Origin of the sequence: Micromonospora matsumotoense (assembly GCF_900091525.1) — a bacterium.
In the GTDB taxonomy this organism is placed as follows: Bacteria; Actinomycetota; Actinomycetes; order Mycobacteriales; family Micromonosporaceae; genus Micromonospora; species Micromonospora matsumotoensis.
Genome location: NZ_FMCU01000004.1, coordinates 31,868 through 47,472, shown reverse-complemented (window position 1 = coordinate 47,472; position 15,605 = coordinate 31,868). Strand labels below are relative to the sequence as shown.

Below are 15,605 nucleotides of genomic sequence, written 5' to 3'. Positions count from 1 at the left end.
GACGACCGCGCCCGGTCGGTGACCGGCGGCGCGGGACCCGGCTGTCGCCCGTCCCGGCCGTCGGGGGCGATGACGGTCAACCGCGGTCAGCCGGTGCGCAGCAGTGGCGGCAGGCCGGCCGCGTGCACCACGGGCGGATCGAAGGTGCGCATGGGGCGCAGGGTGAGGTCGGCCCGGATCGACCGGGACGGGCAGCCGACCGTCACCGGCCCGTGGTGGCCGACCAGCAGCGGCCGTGCTCCGGTGGCCGACCGGCGGCGGTGCACCGCGTGGGCCAGGACGAACCAGGTGCCCGGCGGCACCGGGCCCAGCAGGTACGGGCCGGGGCCGGGCAGGACCGTGGAGCTGACCGGCTTGCCCTGCTGGATCCGCTCCGGGAACAGTCCCACGAAGATCCAGTCGGGTGCCTCGCCGGGGAGCGCCCGGATCTGCCCCCGGACGGTCGGGCCGGTGGCCTCGGCCGGGTCGGGCCGGCTCGGACAGGGCGGCCGGTACGGCAGCTCCCGTCCCAGGGTGCGACCGAGCCGGCGGAAGGTCGAGGGGGAGAGGCCGACGCTGCTGCTGAACCGGGCGCTGAACGTGCCGACGCTGGTGTAACCGACCTGGTGACTGATGTCGGTGACGGTCCAGGAGGTGGCCAGCAGCAGGTGCTTGGCCCGCTGGAATCGGATTGCCGATAGAAAGCGCCCCGGTGACACTCCGGTTACCCGATGGAACACCCGGCAGAAGTGGTACTTGCTCAGCAGGGCGGTTCGCGCCATTTCGTCCACGCTGAATTGCTTCCCCAGATTCTGGTGCATTTCGGCGATGACCCGCCGGACCGCTCTGCTGCTGTGGTCTTCCATCGTGCCCCCGGCGAGCGTAATGGTGGGTGCTGGTCTGTACGACGTGGATCGTCTGGTTGGGCTGCGACGATGCAGCGTCGTTCCGGTTCCGCGACGTCCCCCGGGGCGGAATCGGCAAATGGCGGTTGGCACCGACAAAAGGGGTTTGTCGGTTTTGTCGAATCAGCTGACCTCAATGCTAGGGCACCCTCAAAGCATGGTCAACGGCGCGAAATCCGAATGGCGCTAACAGGTGTCTTTTCCGGATGCGTACCCCGTGTCTATCCGGTGATGATTGCCGCCATGGCCCGATGCGTCCGGCTCAACGATTGATGTCGGAAAAGCACCGCCCGGCGCATCGCCCGTCGCCGGGCGGCGATTCGACCGTTGACCTGGGCAACGAGGAAGGTGCGCCCGGCCCGGTGCCGGCGTCACGATGGGAGGCGTCCGGAATGGGGAACGCGATGACCGACAACTCCGACGACGACGAGGCCCGCCCCCGGTCCGGCCGACCCCGTACCGCCCGGCCGGCCGAGGCGGACCGCCCGCCCTCCGCCCTGGACGCCTGGGCACGGGCGAACCGGCGCGGACAGTGCGACTGGTCCGACCCGGAGACCGAACCGCACCTGATCCGCGGTCTCGACTGAACCGGCCCCACCGCGCCCCGCCCGGCGGTGCCGACGTCTGGAGGAGGAAGGACCATGAAGGGAATCGTCCTGGCCGGAGGGTCGGGCACCCGCCTCTACCCGATGACCGTGCCGGTGTCCAAGCAACTCCTGCCCGTCGGTGACAAGCCCATGATCTACTACCCGCTGTCGGTGCTCATGCTGGCCGGCGTCCGGGACATCCTGGTCATCGCCAAGCCGGCCGACCTGCCGCAGTTCCGACTGCTGCTCGGCGACGGCGCGCACCTGGGGCTGGACATCTCCTACGCCGCGCAGCCCGAGCCGCGCGGCATCGCCGAGGCGTTCCTGATCGGCGCCGACCACATCGGCGGGGAGCCCAGCGCGCTGATCCTCGGCGACAACATCTTCCACGGCACCGCGTTCTCCCGGCTGCTGCGGCAGGAGACCGGGGCGGTGACCGGCTGCACCCTGTTCGGCTACCCGGTCCACGACCCCGAGCGGTACGGCGTCGGCGTCACCGGCCCGGACGGCACCCTGCGCGACATCGAGGAGAAGCCCTCCCAACCGCACTCCAACCGGGCGATCACCGGCCTCTACCTCTATGACCACGAGGTCGTCGACATCGTCAAGAACATCCGGCCGTCCCGCCGCGGCGAGCTGGAGATCACCGACGTCAACCGGGTGTACGTCGCCCGGGGGCGGGCCCGCCTGGTCGACCTCGGGCGCGGGTTCGCCTGGCTGGACGCCGGCACCCCGGAGGCGCTGCTCCAGGCCAGCCTCTACGTACGGACCATGGAGGAACGGCAGGGCGTCCGGATCGCCTGCCTGGAGGAGACGGCGCTGCGGATGGGCTACATCGACGCGGCGGCCTGCCACCGGCTGGGTGCCGCCATGGCCGGCTCCGACTACGGCCGGTACGTGATGGACATCGCCGAGGAGTTCGGGGCCTGACCGACCGGCGTGCGCCAGCCGCCGGCGGTGGACCGGACGCCGCTGGCCAGCGGCAGCCGCACGACGAACCGGCAGCCCTCGGCGACGTTGTGCACGTCCACCCGACCGCCGTGCGCCTCGACCAGCCCGCGCACGATGGCCAGCCCCAGCCCGCCGGAGCCCGCGATCGGGTCGGTGCCCGCGTGCGGGGTACGGGCCGGCTCGCCCCGGAACGCCACGTCGAACAGCCGGGGCAGGTCGGCCTCGGGGATGCCGCCGCAGGTGTCGGCGACGGCCAGCCAGGCGACGTCGCCGTCGCGCCCGGCGTCGACCCAGACGGTGCCGTCGGCCGGCGTGTAGCGCACCGCGTTGAGCAGCAGGTTGCCCACCACCCGGCTCAGCTCGGGCTCGCTGGCGGTCACCGTGGGCCAGCCCGACTCGGCCGACAGCAGCCGGATGCGGCGGGCGGCGGCCAGTGGCGCGGTGCCGGCCAGGGCATCGGAGACCACGTCACCCAGCGGCACCGCCGACAGCGACAGCCGCAGCGCCCCGGCGTTGATCCGGGACAGCTCGAACAGATCGTCGACCAGCCGCGTCATCCGGTCGGTCTCCACCCGGATCCGGCGGTGGTACTCGTCCACCGTCACCGGGTCGGCGACCACCCGGTCCTCCAGCGCCTCCGCCATCGCCCGCAACCCGGCCAGCGGGGTCCGCAGGTCGTGCGAGACCCAGGCGACCAGGTCCCGACGACCCTTCTCGACCTGCCGCTCCCGGGCCCGCGCCTGGTCGGCCCAGACCGCCGCGGTGGCGAGCCGGCGGGCGAAGAGCCAACCGACCGCGAGGCTGACCAGGGCCGCCGCCGAGACGGTGATCAGCACCACCTCCAGGTCGTGCGGAGAGAGGAACATCGCCTCGGCGATCACCGCCACCCCGGCCACCACCGCGCTCACCGTCATGGCCAGCAGCACCGTGACGTGCACGGTGATGGACCGCCCGCGCAGCAGCCGCAGCACCCCCGCGCCGAGCAGCCCCACCCCACCCGCCGCGGCCAGTGCCGCTCCGAAGATCAGTGCCAGGTCAGTCATCGGCCGGCTCGTACCGGTAGCCGACGCCCCAGACCGTGACGATGCGGCGCGGGTTGGCCGGATCGTCCTCGATCTTCTCGCGCAGTCGTCGGACGTGCACGGTCACCGTGGACTGGTCGCCGAACCGCCAACCCCAGACCCGTTCCAGCAGCTCGGCCCGCGACAGCGCCCGGGCGGGGTGCCCCATCAGGTGGGCGAGCAGGTCGAACTCGCGCAGGGTGAGGGCCAGGTCGCGGCCGTGCAACCGGGCCACCCGGGGGCCGGTCAGCACGGTCAGCCCCCCGTCGGTGAGCATCTGCGCCGTCGCCGCGACCGGCTCACCGCCGGCCCGGCGCAGCACCGAGCGGACCCGCAGCACCAGCTCCCGGGGGGAGAACGGCTTGCTCAGATAGTCGTCCGCGCCCAGTTGCAGGCCGAGGATCCGGTCCGCCTCGTCGCCCCGGGCGGTCAGCATCACGATGGGTACGCCGTCCGGTCGCTGCCGCAGCCGTCGGCACACCTCCAACCCGTCCAGCACCGGCAGCATCACGTCCAGAACCACCAGTTGGGGTGGCGCGGCGGCCACGGCGGCGAGCGCGGCGGCCCCGTCCCCCACATGGTCCACCTGATAGCCGGCGTGCTCCAGATATCGGCACACCACGTCGCTGACCGTCCGGTCGTCGTCGACCACCAGCACCCGTTGCGCCACCGGCACCTCCCTCTCGTGTCGGCCAGCGTAACGGCGCGACGGGCCGGCGCACCTTGCCAGGTGCTTACGGTGTGCGCTGCTCAGGCCGCCCGGCGGTCCCGGGCCTGCGCGCCGTACGGCGGCGTCGCCATCCGGCGGGGCTCGTCGAGCTCGTCGAGCCGCAACCGCCACCCGGACCGGCCGGTCCGCCGTCCCTGCGGTGGGCCGGTCGGGCGGGGGCCCAGCCGGAACAACAGCACCGTGATCAGGTAGCCGCCGACCAGGAACCCGTGGCTGACCAGCCGGGGCACCGCCACCTGTGCGGTGACCAGGTCGTTGACCGACAGCAGGACCAGGGTCGCGACGAAGGCGCTCAGCATCGGCAACAACCCGGCCGGCGGGGTACGGCGCAGCGCGACGAAGAGGAAACCGGCACCCACCGCCACGTTCCACGCCGCCGACTCGTGCCACAGGTGCTGCCCGGTCGGGTGCAGGTGCTCAGCGTTGACGCCCTGTCCCACCTGGGCCAGGCCGAGAGCGAGCTGGACCGCCCCGAGCAGGCCCAGGGCCAACCGCAGCCCGTTGGTCAGCCCACCCCGCCACCGGTCGACCCGCCGTCGGGGCGGCGGGGGCACGGCGGCGAGGATCGACTCGGTCAGGTCGGGCACCGCCGACACCACCCGGGTCCGGGCCCGTCGGGTCACCATGGCGGCGACCTCGTGCCAGGCGCGGCAGTCCGCGCATCCGTCGAGGTGCGCCTGGACCGCGCCCCGCTCCTCGGCGGTCTCCTCCCCGTCGAGCTGGGCCGACAGGATCTCCCGCCATGACTCGCACCGCATCAGGGGATGGTCGCTCATCCCGCCACTCCTCGTCCGTACCGTCGGCCGCTACCACGCAGCGTAGTGAACCGGACGGTCCCTCGTTCGCATGGTACGGACCGGACCCGTCGGCCGGTTCACCCGTCGGGGCAACGCTCCGAGAGGGCGTAGCGGACCAGCACCACGTCGCCGATCTGGCGTACCTCGGCGACCCTGGCCCGGCGGCCCGGGTGCCACGGGAACGTGCCGTCGCCGACGAACCGGGGGGCCCGGCGGTCGCCGACGAAGAACGGGGCGACCACCAGGTGCAGTTCGTCGGCGAGCCCGGCGGTGAGGAACTGGGCGTGCACCGCCGCGCCGCCCTCCACCATCAGCCGCTGCACCCCCCGGCCGGCCAGGTCCGCCAGGGCGCGGGCCGGGTCCAACGGGTCACCCGCGTCGACCACGGTGGCCGACCCGGCGAGCAGCTCGGCGGTCTTGTCCACCACCGGCCCGGCGCAGTAGACAATCTTCTCGGCGTCCCCGACGGTGAAGAACCGGGCCGCCGGGTCCAGCAGCCCCCGGGCGGTCAACGTCACCTTCACCGGTGACGGCGGCAACCCGGCGGACTGTCGGGCGGCCCGCAGCCGCGCCGAGCGGACCACCAGCCGGGGGTCGTCCGCCCGGATCGTGCCCGCGCCGACCAGGATGGCGTCACAGCTGGCCCGCACGGCGTCGATCCGGTCCATGTCCTCCGCGTTGGACAGCAGCAGCCGCTGCTCGGTGGCGTCGTCGATGTAACCGTCGATCGAGGTGGCGCAGCTGAGCAGCACGTACGGCCGCCCGGTCGACACCGGGACGGCGGCGGCCGCCGCACCGGCCGGTACGACACCCATCAGTTCAACGACGGCAGGTCGACGGACCGGGCCGCGGCCCGGCTCGCCTTCGCCGCCAGGTAGTCGGCGTTGGCAGGGGACAGGAACACCCCGGTCGGCACCACCTCGGCCACCGCCACGCCCAGCCGGGTCAACTGCTCGGCCTTGTCCGGGTTGCTGCTCAGCAGCACCAGCTCCGGCACGCCGAGCACCGCCAGCATCTGCGCGGCGACCCGGTAGTCCCGCTCGTCCTCGTCGTGCCCGAGCGCCACGTTCGCCTCGTAGGTGTCCAACCCGGCGTCCTGCAGGGCGTACGCGTCCAGCTTCGGGTAGAGGCCGATGCCGCGTCCCTCCTGGCGCAGGTAGAGCAGGAAACCGCCGGCCTCGGTGATCCGCTGGACCGCCTCGCGCAGCTGCGGGCCACAGTCGCAGCGCTGGCTGCCGAAGACGTCCCCGGTCAGGCACTCGCTGTGCGGGCGGACCAGCGGCGCCGCCCCACCCGCCGCGTGCCGGCGCAGCGCGCCCGACCAGTCGCCCAACCCGAACGCCAGGTGCTCCCGGCCGTCCACCAGCCCGTCGAACGAGAAGACCCGGGCCGTGGTGGCGTACCCGTCGGAGAACCGCAGCGGGACCGTGACCTGTGTCCGGACCGTCGCCGCCGGCAGTGCGTCGTACATGTGTCTCCTCTGTCAGGCGCTGCCGGCCAGCCCGGCAGCGGGTACCGGTGAGGAACCACCCTGGGCTCCCACCGTACGGTCACCCGATCGTCCGCGCAGCGCGGACGGGCGGCCCCGCAGCACCAGCACGGCGGCCCCCGGCAGGGCGGCCACCAGCACCAGCGCCCCGTACACCAGGGCGGTGGCCACCCCCTCGGCGGCGCCTAGGCCGGCGGCCCCGAACGCCCAGGCGGCGACGCCCTCGCGGGGGCCGAAGCCCGCCATGTTGGCGGGCAGCCCCATCGCCAACAATGCCAGCAGGGTCAGCGGCACCAGCACCGACAGCGGCACGGTGATCCCGGCCACCCGGGCCGCCAGCACGAACGTCGCCAGGTGACAGCCGACCACCACGGTCGAGGCGACCAGCACGCCCGGCCCGGTGCGCCGGCCCAGCAGCCCGACCCGCACGTCGGCGGTGGCGGCGCGCACCGCCCGGGCCCGCCGGGACGGCCCCGACCGGGGCAGCGCCCGGACCAGCACCACCAGCACCAGGCCGACCGCCACCACCACCGCCGTCACCATCGGCAGGTACGGTCGCACCGGCGACGGCAGGGCCAGCAGCAGCACCGCCGCGAGCACCACCTGGACCACCTGCCCGGCGGTCCGCTCCCAGACCACCGCCCGTACGGCCCGACCCAGGTCACCGGCCTCCCGGCCGTGCCGTACCGCCCGGTGCACGTCGCCGAGCACCCCGCCGGGCAGCGTCGCGTTGAGAAAGACCGCCCGGTAGCAGTCGGCCACCGCAGCGCCCAGCGGCAGCCGGATGCCGAGCGCCTCGGCGACCAGCCGCCACCGCCAGGCGCAGCCGACCGTGGCCAGCGCGCCCAGCGCCAGCGCGGTCAGCACCGCCGGGGCGTCGATCCGGCGCAGCCCGGCCAGGGCCGGGCCGGTGCCCAACCACCACAGCAGCACCCCGACCAGACCCACCCCGCCCAGGTTGCTCAGCCAGGCCCAGGCCGACGAGCCCCGGGCCGGGCGGGGGGACGGGGTACGGGCGGGAGCGGTGCCGGTGGTGTCCGGTGACACGCGGTTCCTCCTCGGAAGATCTTGTCCCTTCTCACGTACCGGCCGGTCAACCGGTTCATTCCACCCCGGCGAGCAGGTCGTCGTGACCGACGGTGACGGTGAGTCGACCGGCCCGTGCCTCGGCCCGCCGCCACCGGGCGTAGGCGGCGGTCCGGTCGGCCAGCTCGGGGCGCTGTGCGACGGCCGCGTCGCACCAGCCGTCGAACCACTCGACGAGCAGCGCCGCCCGGTCCGGCCCGAGCCGCCACGGGCTCGGCCGCACGGTCACCGGCATCCCGTGCCGGCCGAACTCCGCGACGGTCGCCGCCGCGGCGTCCGGCCCGAGCAGGTCCCGGCCGTCGACGGTACGCCGCTGGTGGGCGTCGAAGGCCGCGGCGATCTCGGCGTCCAGCGGGTCGGCCGGGTCGAACACCACCCGACCGACCACGGAGAGCACGAACAGGCTCGGGCAGCCGACGCCGGCGCAGGCGGTCACCACCCGGGTGATCTCCTCGGCGCTGAACATGTCCAGCAGCGCCGACGCGGTGACCAGGTCGGCGTCGGCGAGGTCGGCGGCGGTCAACCGGGTGAGGTCGCCCTGCCGGGTGGTCACCTCGACCGGGCTGCCGTCGGCGGCGACCGGCACCGCCGCGCCGGCCCGGACCAGCAACCCCGGGTCCCGGTCGTGCAGCACCCAGCGCTGCGGGCCGGGCAGCAGCGGGGCCAGCCAGCGCAGCATCGACCCGGTGCCGCTGCCCAGGTCGTGCACCACCCACGGGCGGTCCCCGCGCAGCGGCGTGACGGACCCGGCACCGGCCACCAGCATCCCGGGTCCCCCCTCACCGGCCGGCGACAGGCCGGCCGCACCGCCGGTTGCCGTACCCGGGCCACCGGCGGCGGTCGTCGGCATGCCGGAACCACCGGCACCCGCCGCCGTGCCGGTGCCGGTGAGCCGGGCGCGGAGCAGGTCGACCAGCTCCCCGCTGCGGGCGTCGGCGTCGGCGGGTTCCCGCAGCCGCAGCCAGTCGGCGAACGGGTCGGTGGCGTACGCGGTCATGTCCTCACTCCGTCCAGCACCTGGGAGATCACGGTCGTGGTGGCCGGCCAGCCGGGCAGGTCGGCCCGCCGGTCCCGGGCCGCCCGGCGCAGCCGCCCGCGCAGGTCGGCCGAGTGCAGCCAACGGCGCAGCCCACCGGCCAGGGCCACCGGATCGCCGGGGGGCACCAGCGTCCCGGGCGGGGTGCCGTCGGCGGTCCGGCCCAGCGCCTCGGACACCCCACCGACGGTGGTGCCCAGCACCGGCAGCCCCCGGGCCAGGGCCTCGACCACCACCATCCCGTACGTCTCGGCGCGGGAGGGCAGCACCAGCAGATCCGCCCCCGCGTACGCCGCGTCCAGCGCCGGCCCGGTCAGCGGCCCGTGCCACCGCACCCGCCCGGCCAGCCCGTCCCGGTCGGCCCGCCGGCGCAGCGCGGCCACGAAGGCCGGGTCGCGGTCCAGCGCGCCGACACAGTCCAGCGTCCACGGCCGGTCGGCGAGCCCGGTCAACGCGTCGACCAGGACGTCGTGCCCCTTGACCGGGGTGACCGCCGCGACGCAGAGCAGCATCGTGCCGGTGGCCGTGCCGGGCGCGAGGTCGGCCGGGTCGACACCGGGGACGGCCACCGTCACCCGGGCCGGATCGAGTGGATGCCGGGCCAACAGCAGGTCCCGGGTCCAGCCACTGGTGGTGACGAGCGCGTCGGCGTGCGGCAGCGCACGCGCCTCCGCATCGTCACCGAGCGGCATGTGCACCAGCACCACCTGACGCAGCCGGCCGGCCTGCGCCGCCAGCAGCTCCGGCACGGTCGAGGCGACCAGCCCGTCGTACAGCACCGGGGTGCCGTCCGGCAGGGCCGCGAGCAGCCCGGCCAGCCGGGCCCGCGCCGCCTCGTCAGGGTGCGGCCAGTCCCCGGGCACCCCGTGCTCGCGCACCGTCCACCCGGCCGCCGTGAGCCCGGCGCAGACCCGCCGGTCGTACGCGTTGCCGCCGCTGGGCGTGGCCGGATCGTCGATGTCCCCGGGGAGGACGACGTGCACCGCCGGCACGGGCTACAACGACCGCTCGTAGCTGGCCCAGGCGATGTGTGACTCGTGCAGGGTGACGGTGATCCCGGCCAGCTCCCGGGCGCCCGCGCCCAGCCCACCGGCGTGCACCCGGTCGGCGAGCCGGTCGGCGATGGCCCGGCACAGCACCTCGGTGGTGGTGTTCTGCCCGGCGAACGCCGGCTCGTCGTCCAGGTTGCGGTACGTCAGGTCGGCCAGCACCGCCTTCAGCTCGTCGATCGCCCGGCCGATGTCCACCACGATCCCGTCGTCGTCCAGCTCGGGGCGGCGGAAGGTCGCGTCGACGACGAAGGTCGCCCCGTGCAGCTTCTGCGCCGGCCCGAACACCTCGCCCCGGAAGCTGTGGGCGATCATGATGTGGTCCCGAACGGTCACGCTGAACACGGCGTCTCCTCGTCGTAGGTGATCAGATGGCAGAGCGCGGGGAGTTCCCCCGAGGCCAGGCGGTCGAGCACCCCGGGCAGCTCCGCGAAGCGGGACCGGCCGGTCAGCAGCGCGTCGAACACCGGGTCGGCGAGCAGTTCCAGGGCGAGCGCCAGCCGGTCGGCGAAGCCGCGCCGGGACGCCCGAGCCGGGGAGACCGTGCCGACCTGACTGCTGCGGACGGTCAACCGGCCGGCGTGGAACGCCCCACCCAGCGACAGCTCCACCGGCCGGTCGCCGTACCAGCTCAGCTCGACCACGGTGGCCTCCGGGGCGAGCAGGTCCAGGCTGCGTTGCAAGCCGGCGGCGGTGGCGCTGGCGTGCACCACCAGATCCCGCCCACCGGTCGCCGCCTGCGGCAGGGCGAAGTCGACCCCCAACGCCGAGGCGACCGCCGCCCGCGCCGGGTCGGCGTCGACCAGTTCGACCCGGACCCCGGGGAAGCGGGCCAGCAGGGCAGCCACGCTGCACCCCACCATCCCGCCGCCGACCACGCTGACCCGGTCACCGACCAGCGGCGCGGCGTCCCACAGCGCATTGACCGCCGTCTCCACCGTGCCGGCCAGCACCGCGCGGGCCGCCGGCACGTCGTCCGGCACCGGGGTCACCGCCGACGCGGGCACCACGTACGCGCTCTGGTGCGGGTGCAGGCAGAACACCGTCCGACCGCGCAACGCCGCCGGACCGGCCTCGACCACCCCGACGCTGAGGTAGCCGTACTTGACCGGGGCGGGGAAGTCGCCCTCCTGGAACGGGGCGCGCATCGCCGCGTACTGGCTCTCCGGCACGCTACCGGTGAAGACCAGCGTCTCGGTGCCGCGGCTCACCCCGGAGTAGACGCTGCGGACCAGCACGTCGTCGGGGCCGGGAGTGGGCAGGGTCACCGTCCTCAGCTCGCCGACGCCGGGGGAGCGGAGCCAGAAGGCCCGGGCATCGCGGATCACGCGGTTTTCTCCTCATCTGCCGGGGAACCGAACGAAACGACGGCGTTCTGCGTACCCACTACCGAGGTCGTCGATCATAAACACGGAGGCAGGGTGTCCAGGGTTCGAACCGGTCCGGTGCTCGGCCTGACCGTACAGACAGTCCTGCTGGCCGGGCTGGCCGTGACCGTCGGGCTCGACGTCGCCGGTTGGCTGGCCGGCCTCGCGTACGGCGTGGTCACCTGCGTCGCGCTGCGGCGTGGCCTGCGTCGTCGCGACGCCGACCGGCTCGGGCCGGCGGACCAGGTGACGCTGGCCCGGGGGGTGCTGGTCGGCGGGGTGACCGCCCTGGTCGTCTCCGGCCTGGACGGCTCGGCCCCGCTGGGGGTGCTGGTGCCGATGACCGCGGTGGCGCTGGCGCTGGACGCGGTGGACGGCTGGGTGGCCCGGCGCACCCGCACGGTCAGCGCGCTCGGCGCCCGCTTCGACATGGAGGTCGACGCGTTCCTCATCCTGGTGCTCAGCGTCCAGGTGGCACCGGCGGTGGGTCCGTGGGTGCTCGCCATCGGTGGCCTGCGCTACGCCTTCGTCGCCGCCGGTTGGCTGCTGCCCTGGATGCGGGGCTCGTTGCCGCCGCGCTTCTGGCGCAAGGTGGTCGCCGCCGCACAGGGCGTGCTGCTGCTCGTGGTCGCCGCCGACCTGCTGGTCCGGCCGGTGACGGCCGTGCTGGCCGCGGTGGCGCTGGCGCTGCTGGTCGAGTCGTTCGGTCACGACGTGGGCTGGCTCTGGTGGCACCGGTCGACCCGGCCCGCCCGGCCCGCCGCGCCGACGCCCGCCACGTCGATCTCCGTCCCGCTGGTGCCGTCGGTCGTGGTGCTGCCGTCCGTACCATCGGTGCGGCCCCGGGTGGAAGCCGTCACCGACCGGCCGTTCGTCGCCCACCAGCCGGTCTGAGCCGGACCGTCGACCCTCCCCGGCCCTGCCGCCGGGGCCCTCCCCAGGAAGGATCTTCCGGAGTGTCGTTGTTGTCACGTCTGCGTCGCCCGAGCACGGCAGCCGGGGAGGCCGCGACCCCGGCCGACCTGCCCGCCCAGTCCACCGGCGGCACGCCGACCCCGACGGACGACACCGCGCCGACGCCGGGGCGGGCCCGGTGGCGGACCGTCGCGGCCCGGGTGACCACCGTGCTGGCCGCCCTGCTGATCCTGGTGGTGCTGACCGCACCGGACCGGCTCGACCTGGTGACCCCGGTCGCGTTCCTGCGGGTGCCGATCGAGGGCCTGGTCGCCGCCGCCCTGCTGCTGGCGCTGCCCGGCCGGGCGCGTCGGCTGGTCGCGGTGCCGGTCGGGGCGGCGCTGGGGCTGGTCGCCGTCGTCAAGGTGCTCGACCTCGGCATGTCGGCCAGCTTCGCCCGCCCGTTCGACCTGGTCCTCGACTGGGTGCTGCTGGACGACGGCTACGCCTTCGTCGCCGACTCGGTGGGCACCGGCGGCGCGGTCGCCGCCGCCGTCGGGCTGGTCGTCCTGGTGGTCGCCCTGCTGGTGCTCACCACCCGGTCGGTGTTGCGGCTGACCCGGGTGGCGGTCGGGCACCACCGGGCCGCCACCCGGGTGGTCGCCGGCCTCACCGCCCTCTGGGTGGCCGCCGCGACACTCGGCGTCCCGGTCGCCGACTCCGGTACGGCGACCCTGGTCGGGCAGCACGTCGGCCAGGTCGGCGCGGGGTTGCGGGACCGGCGGGAGTTCGCCGCCCAGGTCGCCCAGGACGCTTTCCGCGACACCCCCGGCGACCAGTTGCTCACCGCGCTGCGCGGCAAGGACGTGGTGCTGGCCTTCGTGGAGAGCTACGGCCGGGACGCGGTCGAGGACCCGGAGTTCGCCGGGCAGGTCGGTGCGGTGCTCGACGGCGGCACCAAGCGACTGGCTGCCGCCGGGTTCACCGCCCGCAGCGGTTTCCTGACCTCGCCCACCGCCGGCGGGGGGAGTTGGCTGGCCCACGACACCCTGCTGTCCGGGCTGTGGATCGACAACCAGCAACGGCACGACAGCCTGCTGGCCAGCGACCGGCTGACCCTCAACGGGACGTTCCGCCGGGCCGGCTGGCAGACGGTCGGGGTGATACCGGCGGCCACCTCGCCCTGGCCGGAGGGGGCGTTCTTCGGCTACGACCGCTACTACGACGCGGCCGGGCTGGACTACCGGGGCCCGCAGTTCAGCTACGCGCCGATGCCCGACCAGTACACCCTGTCCACCTTCCAGCGTCGGGAGCGGGCCACCCCCGGCCACGCCCCGGTCATGGCGCAGATCCCGCTCATCTCCAGCCACTCCCCGTGGGCGGCGATCCCCCGGATGCTCGACTGGGAGCACGTCGGGGACGGTGCGATCTATCGTCGGCCGACGTCGGTGGCGTTCAACCCGAAGGACGTGGTGGGACGGAGCACCACCGAGGTGCGCACCGGTTACCGCCGGTCGATCGAGTACTCGCTGAACAGCCTGATCTCCTACGTCCAGACGTACGGCGACGACGACCTGGTGCTGGTCTTCCTCGGTGACCACCAACCGTCCCCGCTGGTCACCGGGCCGAACGCCAGCCGGGACGTGCCGATCACCGTGGTCGCCCGCGATCCGGCGGTGCTGGCCCGGGTGGGCGGCTGGGGCTGGCAGGAGGGGCTGCGCCCCGGCCCGGACGCGCCGGTGTGGCCGATGGACACCTTCCGGGACCGGTTCCTCACCGCGTTCGGTCCGCAGCCGCCGGCCCACGTCGCCGCGCCGCGCTGACCCCCGGCGTCCTGCTGCCGACCTTGCGTCCCGCCGGTCCCCGGTGTCGCTGACGCCGGGGATCAGCGCTTCGCGGACAGCCGCAGCGCGTTGCAGACGTCGGCCACGCCGGGCACCCGCCAGGCGACCTCACCGGCGAGCTTGCGGGCCTCGACGTCGGGGACGACGCCACCGAGGATCACCACCCGGTTCTGTGCGGTGACCGTGATCCGTCGGGCCCGCAGACCCACCCCGCCCACGATCCGGTACGCCACCTCGGCGGCCAGCCGGACGTCGTCGCCGGGCGGGCCGGGCGGCTCGGGCTCGGGGCGGAACCAGCTGTCGTCGGGGAGCGGCCACGGCATCACCGTGCCGCACTCCTCTCCCGGGGCCGGTCGGCCGTGCCGGCCCGGCACCAGTCCACCGCGTCCCGGCGGTTGTCGAAGACCGGGAAGACCCGGTCGAGCCGCATGGTGTGCAGCACAGTGCGGACGTACCGGGACGGCCCGGCGAGGCTGAGTCGCCGGCCGCGTTGCCGGGCGTCCTGCCGGGCCCGGACCAGCACTCCGAGGGCGGTGGAGTCGATCAGGTGCACCCGGACCAGGTCGACCACCACGTGCCGGTCGGCGTCGACCGCCTCCGACAACGCGCCGTGCAGGTCGTCGCCGGTGGCGATGTCCAGGTCACCGGCGGCGGTGACGATCGCCACCTCGTCCAGGTGTTCGACGCCGAGCACACCGAGGGTGTCGGCGCGGCGTGGCGCGCGGGCCGGCACCGGGGCCGGTCCGGGGACCAGTTCGCAGCGGGGGCAGCGGTGCGGGCCGGTGGCGAACGGCGAACCGGTCCAGCCCTGCTCGGCGACGAACGTCCAGACCACCTCGGCGTCGGGCAGGACGCAGGCCGGGCCGCTCGCCACCGTCCCGCAGCTGTCACAGATCAGCGTCATCATCGTCTCGTCCGGTACGACGGTCATCGGTCTCCTCCTTCGGGAGCGAAGCCGGCGGGCCCGGCGGTCGTGGCCCGGCGCGCGGTGGTCGACCGGACACCCCGTGCGCCGGACCACGGCCGGATCCGGTGGGTCAGGTCTCGGTGCGGCCGCCGGCGGTGCCGACGACCAGCGCCACGGCGACCCCGGCCAGGCCGACCTGCACGATCAGCTGCCGCAGGGTGTAGCCGTCGCTGTCGATGCCGACCAGCCGGCTCAGGATGGTGCCGAGCAGTGCGGCGACCAGACCGACGGCGAGGGTGAGCCAGACCGGGATCTGCGTGCGGCCGGGGACGATGAGCCGACCCAGCGCGCCGATCACGAGCCCGACGACGACGGCGGCGATGATGCCCGGCACGCTCATCGGCTGTGCTCCCGGACCCGGGGCAGGGTGGGCTGCCGGTGGACGGCGGCAGGGACCAGCCCGCCGTCCACCGGCAGAGCCCTGGGGGTGGTGACCATGGGCAGCACCCGGGACACCCGGGCGGCGCTCAGCACGCGCAACGCGCGGGGGCTGGGGTCCCGCAGGGTCAGCACGCCGCCGTGGCGGGCCAGTTGCCGGTGCACGTCGAGCAGCAGCCCGACGGCGGCGGCGTCGAGGTGCCGGCATTCGGAGAGGTCCACCACCACGTGCGCCGGGCACAGCGCGACGAGCCGGTCGAAGACCTGCCGGGACCGGGCCAGCGCGGCCAGGTCCAGGTCGTCGGTGACGCACACTTCCACCAGCGGTACGGTGCACTCCGGGCGGGATGCTCCCACGATCGGCCTCCTTCCGGCTCGCTGTCCGGACCCCAGCCTGCGAGCCGGGGTTGGCGAGCGCCGCGCGAACGTATGTCAGTTGCGTGACAAATTTCGCGGACACCGCAGCCGGTTCGTCATCGTCGGCG

General features: G+C 74.6%; 19 protein-coding genes. 4 read left to right on the top strand and 15 right to left on the bottom strand.

Translation table 11 applies throughout. From position 1 onward, the window contains the following. Positions 1–86: 86 nt before the first annotated feature. Positions 87–845 carry a helix-turn-helix domain-containing protein gene (locus GA0070216_RS10165; RefSeq protein WP_091242925.1) on the bottom strand — a complete coding sequence of 253 codons (759 nt, stop codon included), beginning with the start codon at positions 843–845 and terminating at the stop codon, positions 87–89. Between the two features lie 443 nt (positions 846–1,288). Between GA0070216_RS10165 and GA0070216_RS10160 the strand changes: the two genes are divergently transcribed. Next, entirely contained in the window at positions 1,289–1,471 is a 183-nt protein-coding gene (locus GA0070216_RS10160) for a hypothetical protein (protein ID WP_141723033.1), read from the top strand. A gap of 54 nt (positions 1,472–1,525) precedes the next feature. After that, the gene (gene rfbA, locus GA0070216_RS10155; protein ID WP_091242917.1) at positions 1,526–2,401 is read left to right on the top strand and encodes a glucose-1-phosphate thymidylyltransferase RfbA; all 876 of its coding nucleotides are present in this window, start codon (positions 1,526–1,528) and stop codon (positions 2,399–2,401) included. On the opposite strand, the gene GA0070216_RS10150 is transcribed toward rfbA, so the two are convergent. From GA0070216_RS10150 to GA0070216_RS10105, 10 genes are all read right to left on the bottom strand, one after another. Next, entirely contained in the window at positions 2,356–3,465 is a 1,110-nt protein-coding gene (locus GA0070216_RS10150) for a sensor histidine kinase (protein ID WP_091242916.1), read from the bottom strand. The genes rfbA and GA0070216_RS10150 overlap by 46 nt on opposite strands. After that, on the bottom strand, positions 3,458–4,153 hold the full coding sequence (locus GA0070216_RS10145) for a response regulator transcription factor (protein WP_091243880.1): 696 nt from the start codon (positions 4,151–4,153) through the stop codon (positions 3,458–3,460). The genes GA0070216_RS10150 and GA0070216_RS10145 overlap by 8 nt, the downstream gene beginning before the upstream one ends. Before the next feature lie 80 nt (positions 4,154–4,233). Continuing rightward, the gene (locus GA0070216_RS10140) at positions 4,234–4,971 is read right to left on the bottom strand and encodes a zf-HC2 domain-containing protein (protein ID WP_091243877.1); all 738 of its coding nucleotides are present in this window, start codon (positions 4,969–4,971) and stop codon (positions 4,234–4,236) included. A 116-nt stretch (positions 4,972–5,087) separates the two neighbouring features. After that, on the bottom strand, positions 5,088–5,825 hold the full coding sequence (locus tag GA0070216_RS10135; protein WP_091242911.1) for a RibD family protein: 738 nt from the start codon (positions 5,823–5,825) through the stop codon (positions 5,088–5,090). Beyond that, positions 5,825–6,481: a GTP cyclohydrolase II gene (locus GA0070216_RS10130; RefSeq protein WP_091242908.1), complete on the bottom strand. Its 657-nt coding sequence runs from the start codon at positions 6,479–6,481 to the stop codon at positions 5,825–5,827. Before GA0070216_RS10130 ends, GA0070216_RS10135 begins: the two co-directional genes overlap by 1 nt. Positions 6,482–6,493: 12 nt before the next feature. Beyond that, positions 6,494–7,465 carry a lysylphosphatidylglycerol synthase domain-containing protein gene (locus GA0070216_RS10125; RefSeq protein WP_245722443.1) on the bottom strand — a complete coding sequence of 324 codons (972 nt, stop codon included), beginning with the start codon at positions 7,463–7,465 and terminating at the stop codon, positions 6,494–6,496. 136 nt (positions 7,466–7,601) lie between these two features. Further along, a complete protein-coding gene (locus tag GA0070216_RS10120; protein ID WP_245722408.1) occupies positions 7,602–8,582 on the bottom strand; it encodes a class I SAM-dependent methyltransferase in 981 nt (326 codons plus the stop codon). Further along, positions 8,579–9,613: a glycosyltransferase family 4 protein gene (locus GA0070216_RS10115; RefSeq protein ID WP_091242904.1), complete on the bottom strand. Its 1,035-nt coding sequence runs from the start codon at positions 9,611–9,613 to the stop codon at positions 8,579–8,581. The genes GA0070216_RS10120 and GA0070216_RS10115 overlap by 4 nt, the downstream gene beginning before the upstream one ends. A gap of 3 nt (positions 9,614–9,616) precedes the next feature. Continuing rightward, on the bottom strand, positions 9,617–10,015 hold the full coding sequence (locus tag GA0070216_RS10110; protein ID WP_091242902.1) for a 6-pyruvoyl trahydropterin synthase family protein: 399 nt from the start codon (positions 10,013–10,015) through the stop codon (positions 9,617–9,619). Beyond that, the gene (locus GA0070216_RS10105) at positions 10,003–10,998 is read right to left on the bottom strand and encodes a zinc-dependent alcohol dehydrogenase (protein ID WP_091242898.1); all 996 of its coding nucleotides are present in this window, start codon (positions 10,996–10,998) and stop codon (positions 10,003–10,005) included. The genes GA0070216_RS10110 and GA0070216_RS10105 overlap by 13 nt, the downstream gene beginning before the upstream one ends. Before the next feature lie 93 nt (positions 10,999–11,091). Between GA0070216_RS10105 and GA0070216_RS10100 the strand changes: the two genes are divergently transcribed. Together GA0070216_RS10100 and GA0070216_RS10095 are read left to right on the top strand one after the other, a co-directional pair. Then, entirely contained in the window at positions 11,092–11,931 is an 840-nt protein-coding gene (locus GA0070216_RS10100; protein WP_091242887.1) for a CDP-alcohol phosphatidyltransferase family protein, read from the top strand. A gap of 62 nt (positions 11,932–11,993) precedes the next feature. Further along, complete coding sequence (locus GA0070216_RS10095) at positions 11,994–13,754, top strand: sulfatase-like hydrolase/transferase (RefSeq protein WP_091242883.1); 1,761 nt, start codon at positions 11,994–11,996, stop codon at positions 13,752–13,754. 62 nt (positions 13,755–13,816) lie between these two features. Here GA0070216_RS10095 and GA0070216_RS10090 read toward each other — a convergent pair whose 3' ends face one another. The 4 genes from GA0070216_RS10090 to GA0070216_RS10075 form a co-directional block, all read right to left on the bottom strand. Then, positions 13,817–14,098, bottom strand: coding sequence for a BON domain-containing protein (locus GA0070216_RS10090; RefSeq protein WP_091242880.1), 282 nt, complete (start codon positions 14,096–14,098; stop codon positions 13,817–13,819). After that, positions 14,098–14,706, bottom strand: coding sequence for an STAS domain-containing protein (locus GA0070216_RS10085; RefSeq protein WP_091242876.1), 609 nt, complete (start codon positions 14,704–14,706; stop codon positions 14,098–14,100). Before GA0070216_RS10085 ends, GA0070216_RS10090 begins: the two co-directional genes overlap by 1 nt. 106 nt (positions 14,707–14,812) lie before the next feature. Then, entirely contained in the window at positions 14,813–15,082 is a 270-nt protein-coding gene (locus GA0070216_RS10080) for a GlsB/YeaQ/YmgE family stress response membrane protein (RefSeq protein ID WP_091242872.1), read from the bottom strand. After that, positions 15,079–15,477: an STAS domain-containing protein gene (locus GA0070216_RS10075; RefSeq protein WP_245722407.1), complete on the bottom strand. Its 399-nt coding sequence runs from the start codon at positions 15,475–15,477 to the stop codon at positions 15,079–15,081. The genes GA0070216_RS10080 and GA0070216_RS10075 overlap by 4 nt, the downstream gene beginning before the upstream one ends. Positions 15,478–15,605 lie beyond the last annotated feature (128 nt).

Coding starts and splice junctions, on each gene's coding strand:
- GA0070216_RS10130 (WP_091242908.1), bottom strand. CDS start 6,481: ATGTACGACGCACTGCCGGCGGCGACGGTCCGGACACAGGTCACGGTC.
- GA0070216_RS10080 (WP_091242872.1), bottom strand. CDS start 15,082: ATGAGCGTGCCGGGCATCATCGCCGCCGTCGTCGTCGGGCTCGTGATC.
- GA0070216_RS10150 (WP_091242916.1), bottom strand. CDS start 3,465: ATGACTGACCTGGCACTGATCTTCGGAGCGGCACTGGCCGCGGCGGGT.
- GA0070216_RS10085 (WP_091242876.1), bottom strand. CDS start 14,706: ATGACCGTCGTACCGGACGAGACGATGATGACGCTGATCTGTGACAGC.
- GA0070216_RS10090 (WP_091242880.1), bottom strand. CDS start 14,098: ATGCCGTGGCCGCTCCCCGACGACAGCTGGTTCCGCCCCGAGCCCGAG.
- GA0070216_RS10140 (WP_091243877.1), bottom strand. CDS start 4,971: ATGCGGTGCGAGTCATGGCGGGAGATCCTGTCGGCCCAGCTCGACGGG.
- GA0070216_RS10160 (WP_141723033.1), top strand. CDS start 1,289: ATGACCGACAACTCCGACGACGACGAGGCCCGCCCCCGGTCCGGCCGA.
- GA0070216_RS10165 (WP_091242925.1), bottom strand. CDS start 845: ATGGAAGACCACAGCAGCAGAGCGGTCCGGCGGGTCATCGCCGAAATG.
- rfbA (WP_091242917.1), top strand. CDS start 1,526: ATGAAGGGAATCGTCCTGGCCGGAGGGTCGGGCACCCGCCTCTACCCG.
- GA0070216_RS10135 (WP_091242911.1), bottom strand. CDS start 5,825: ATGGGTGTCGTACCGGCCGGTGCGGCGGCCGCCGCCGTCCCGGTGTCG.
- GA0070216_RS10120 (WP_245722408.1), bottom strand. CDS start 8,582: ATGACCGCGTACGCCACCGACCCGTTCGCCGACTGGCTGCGGCTGCGG.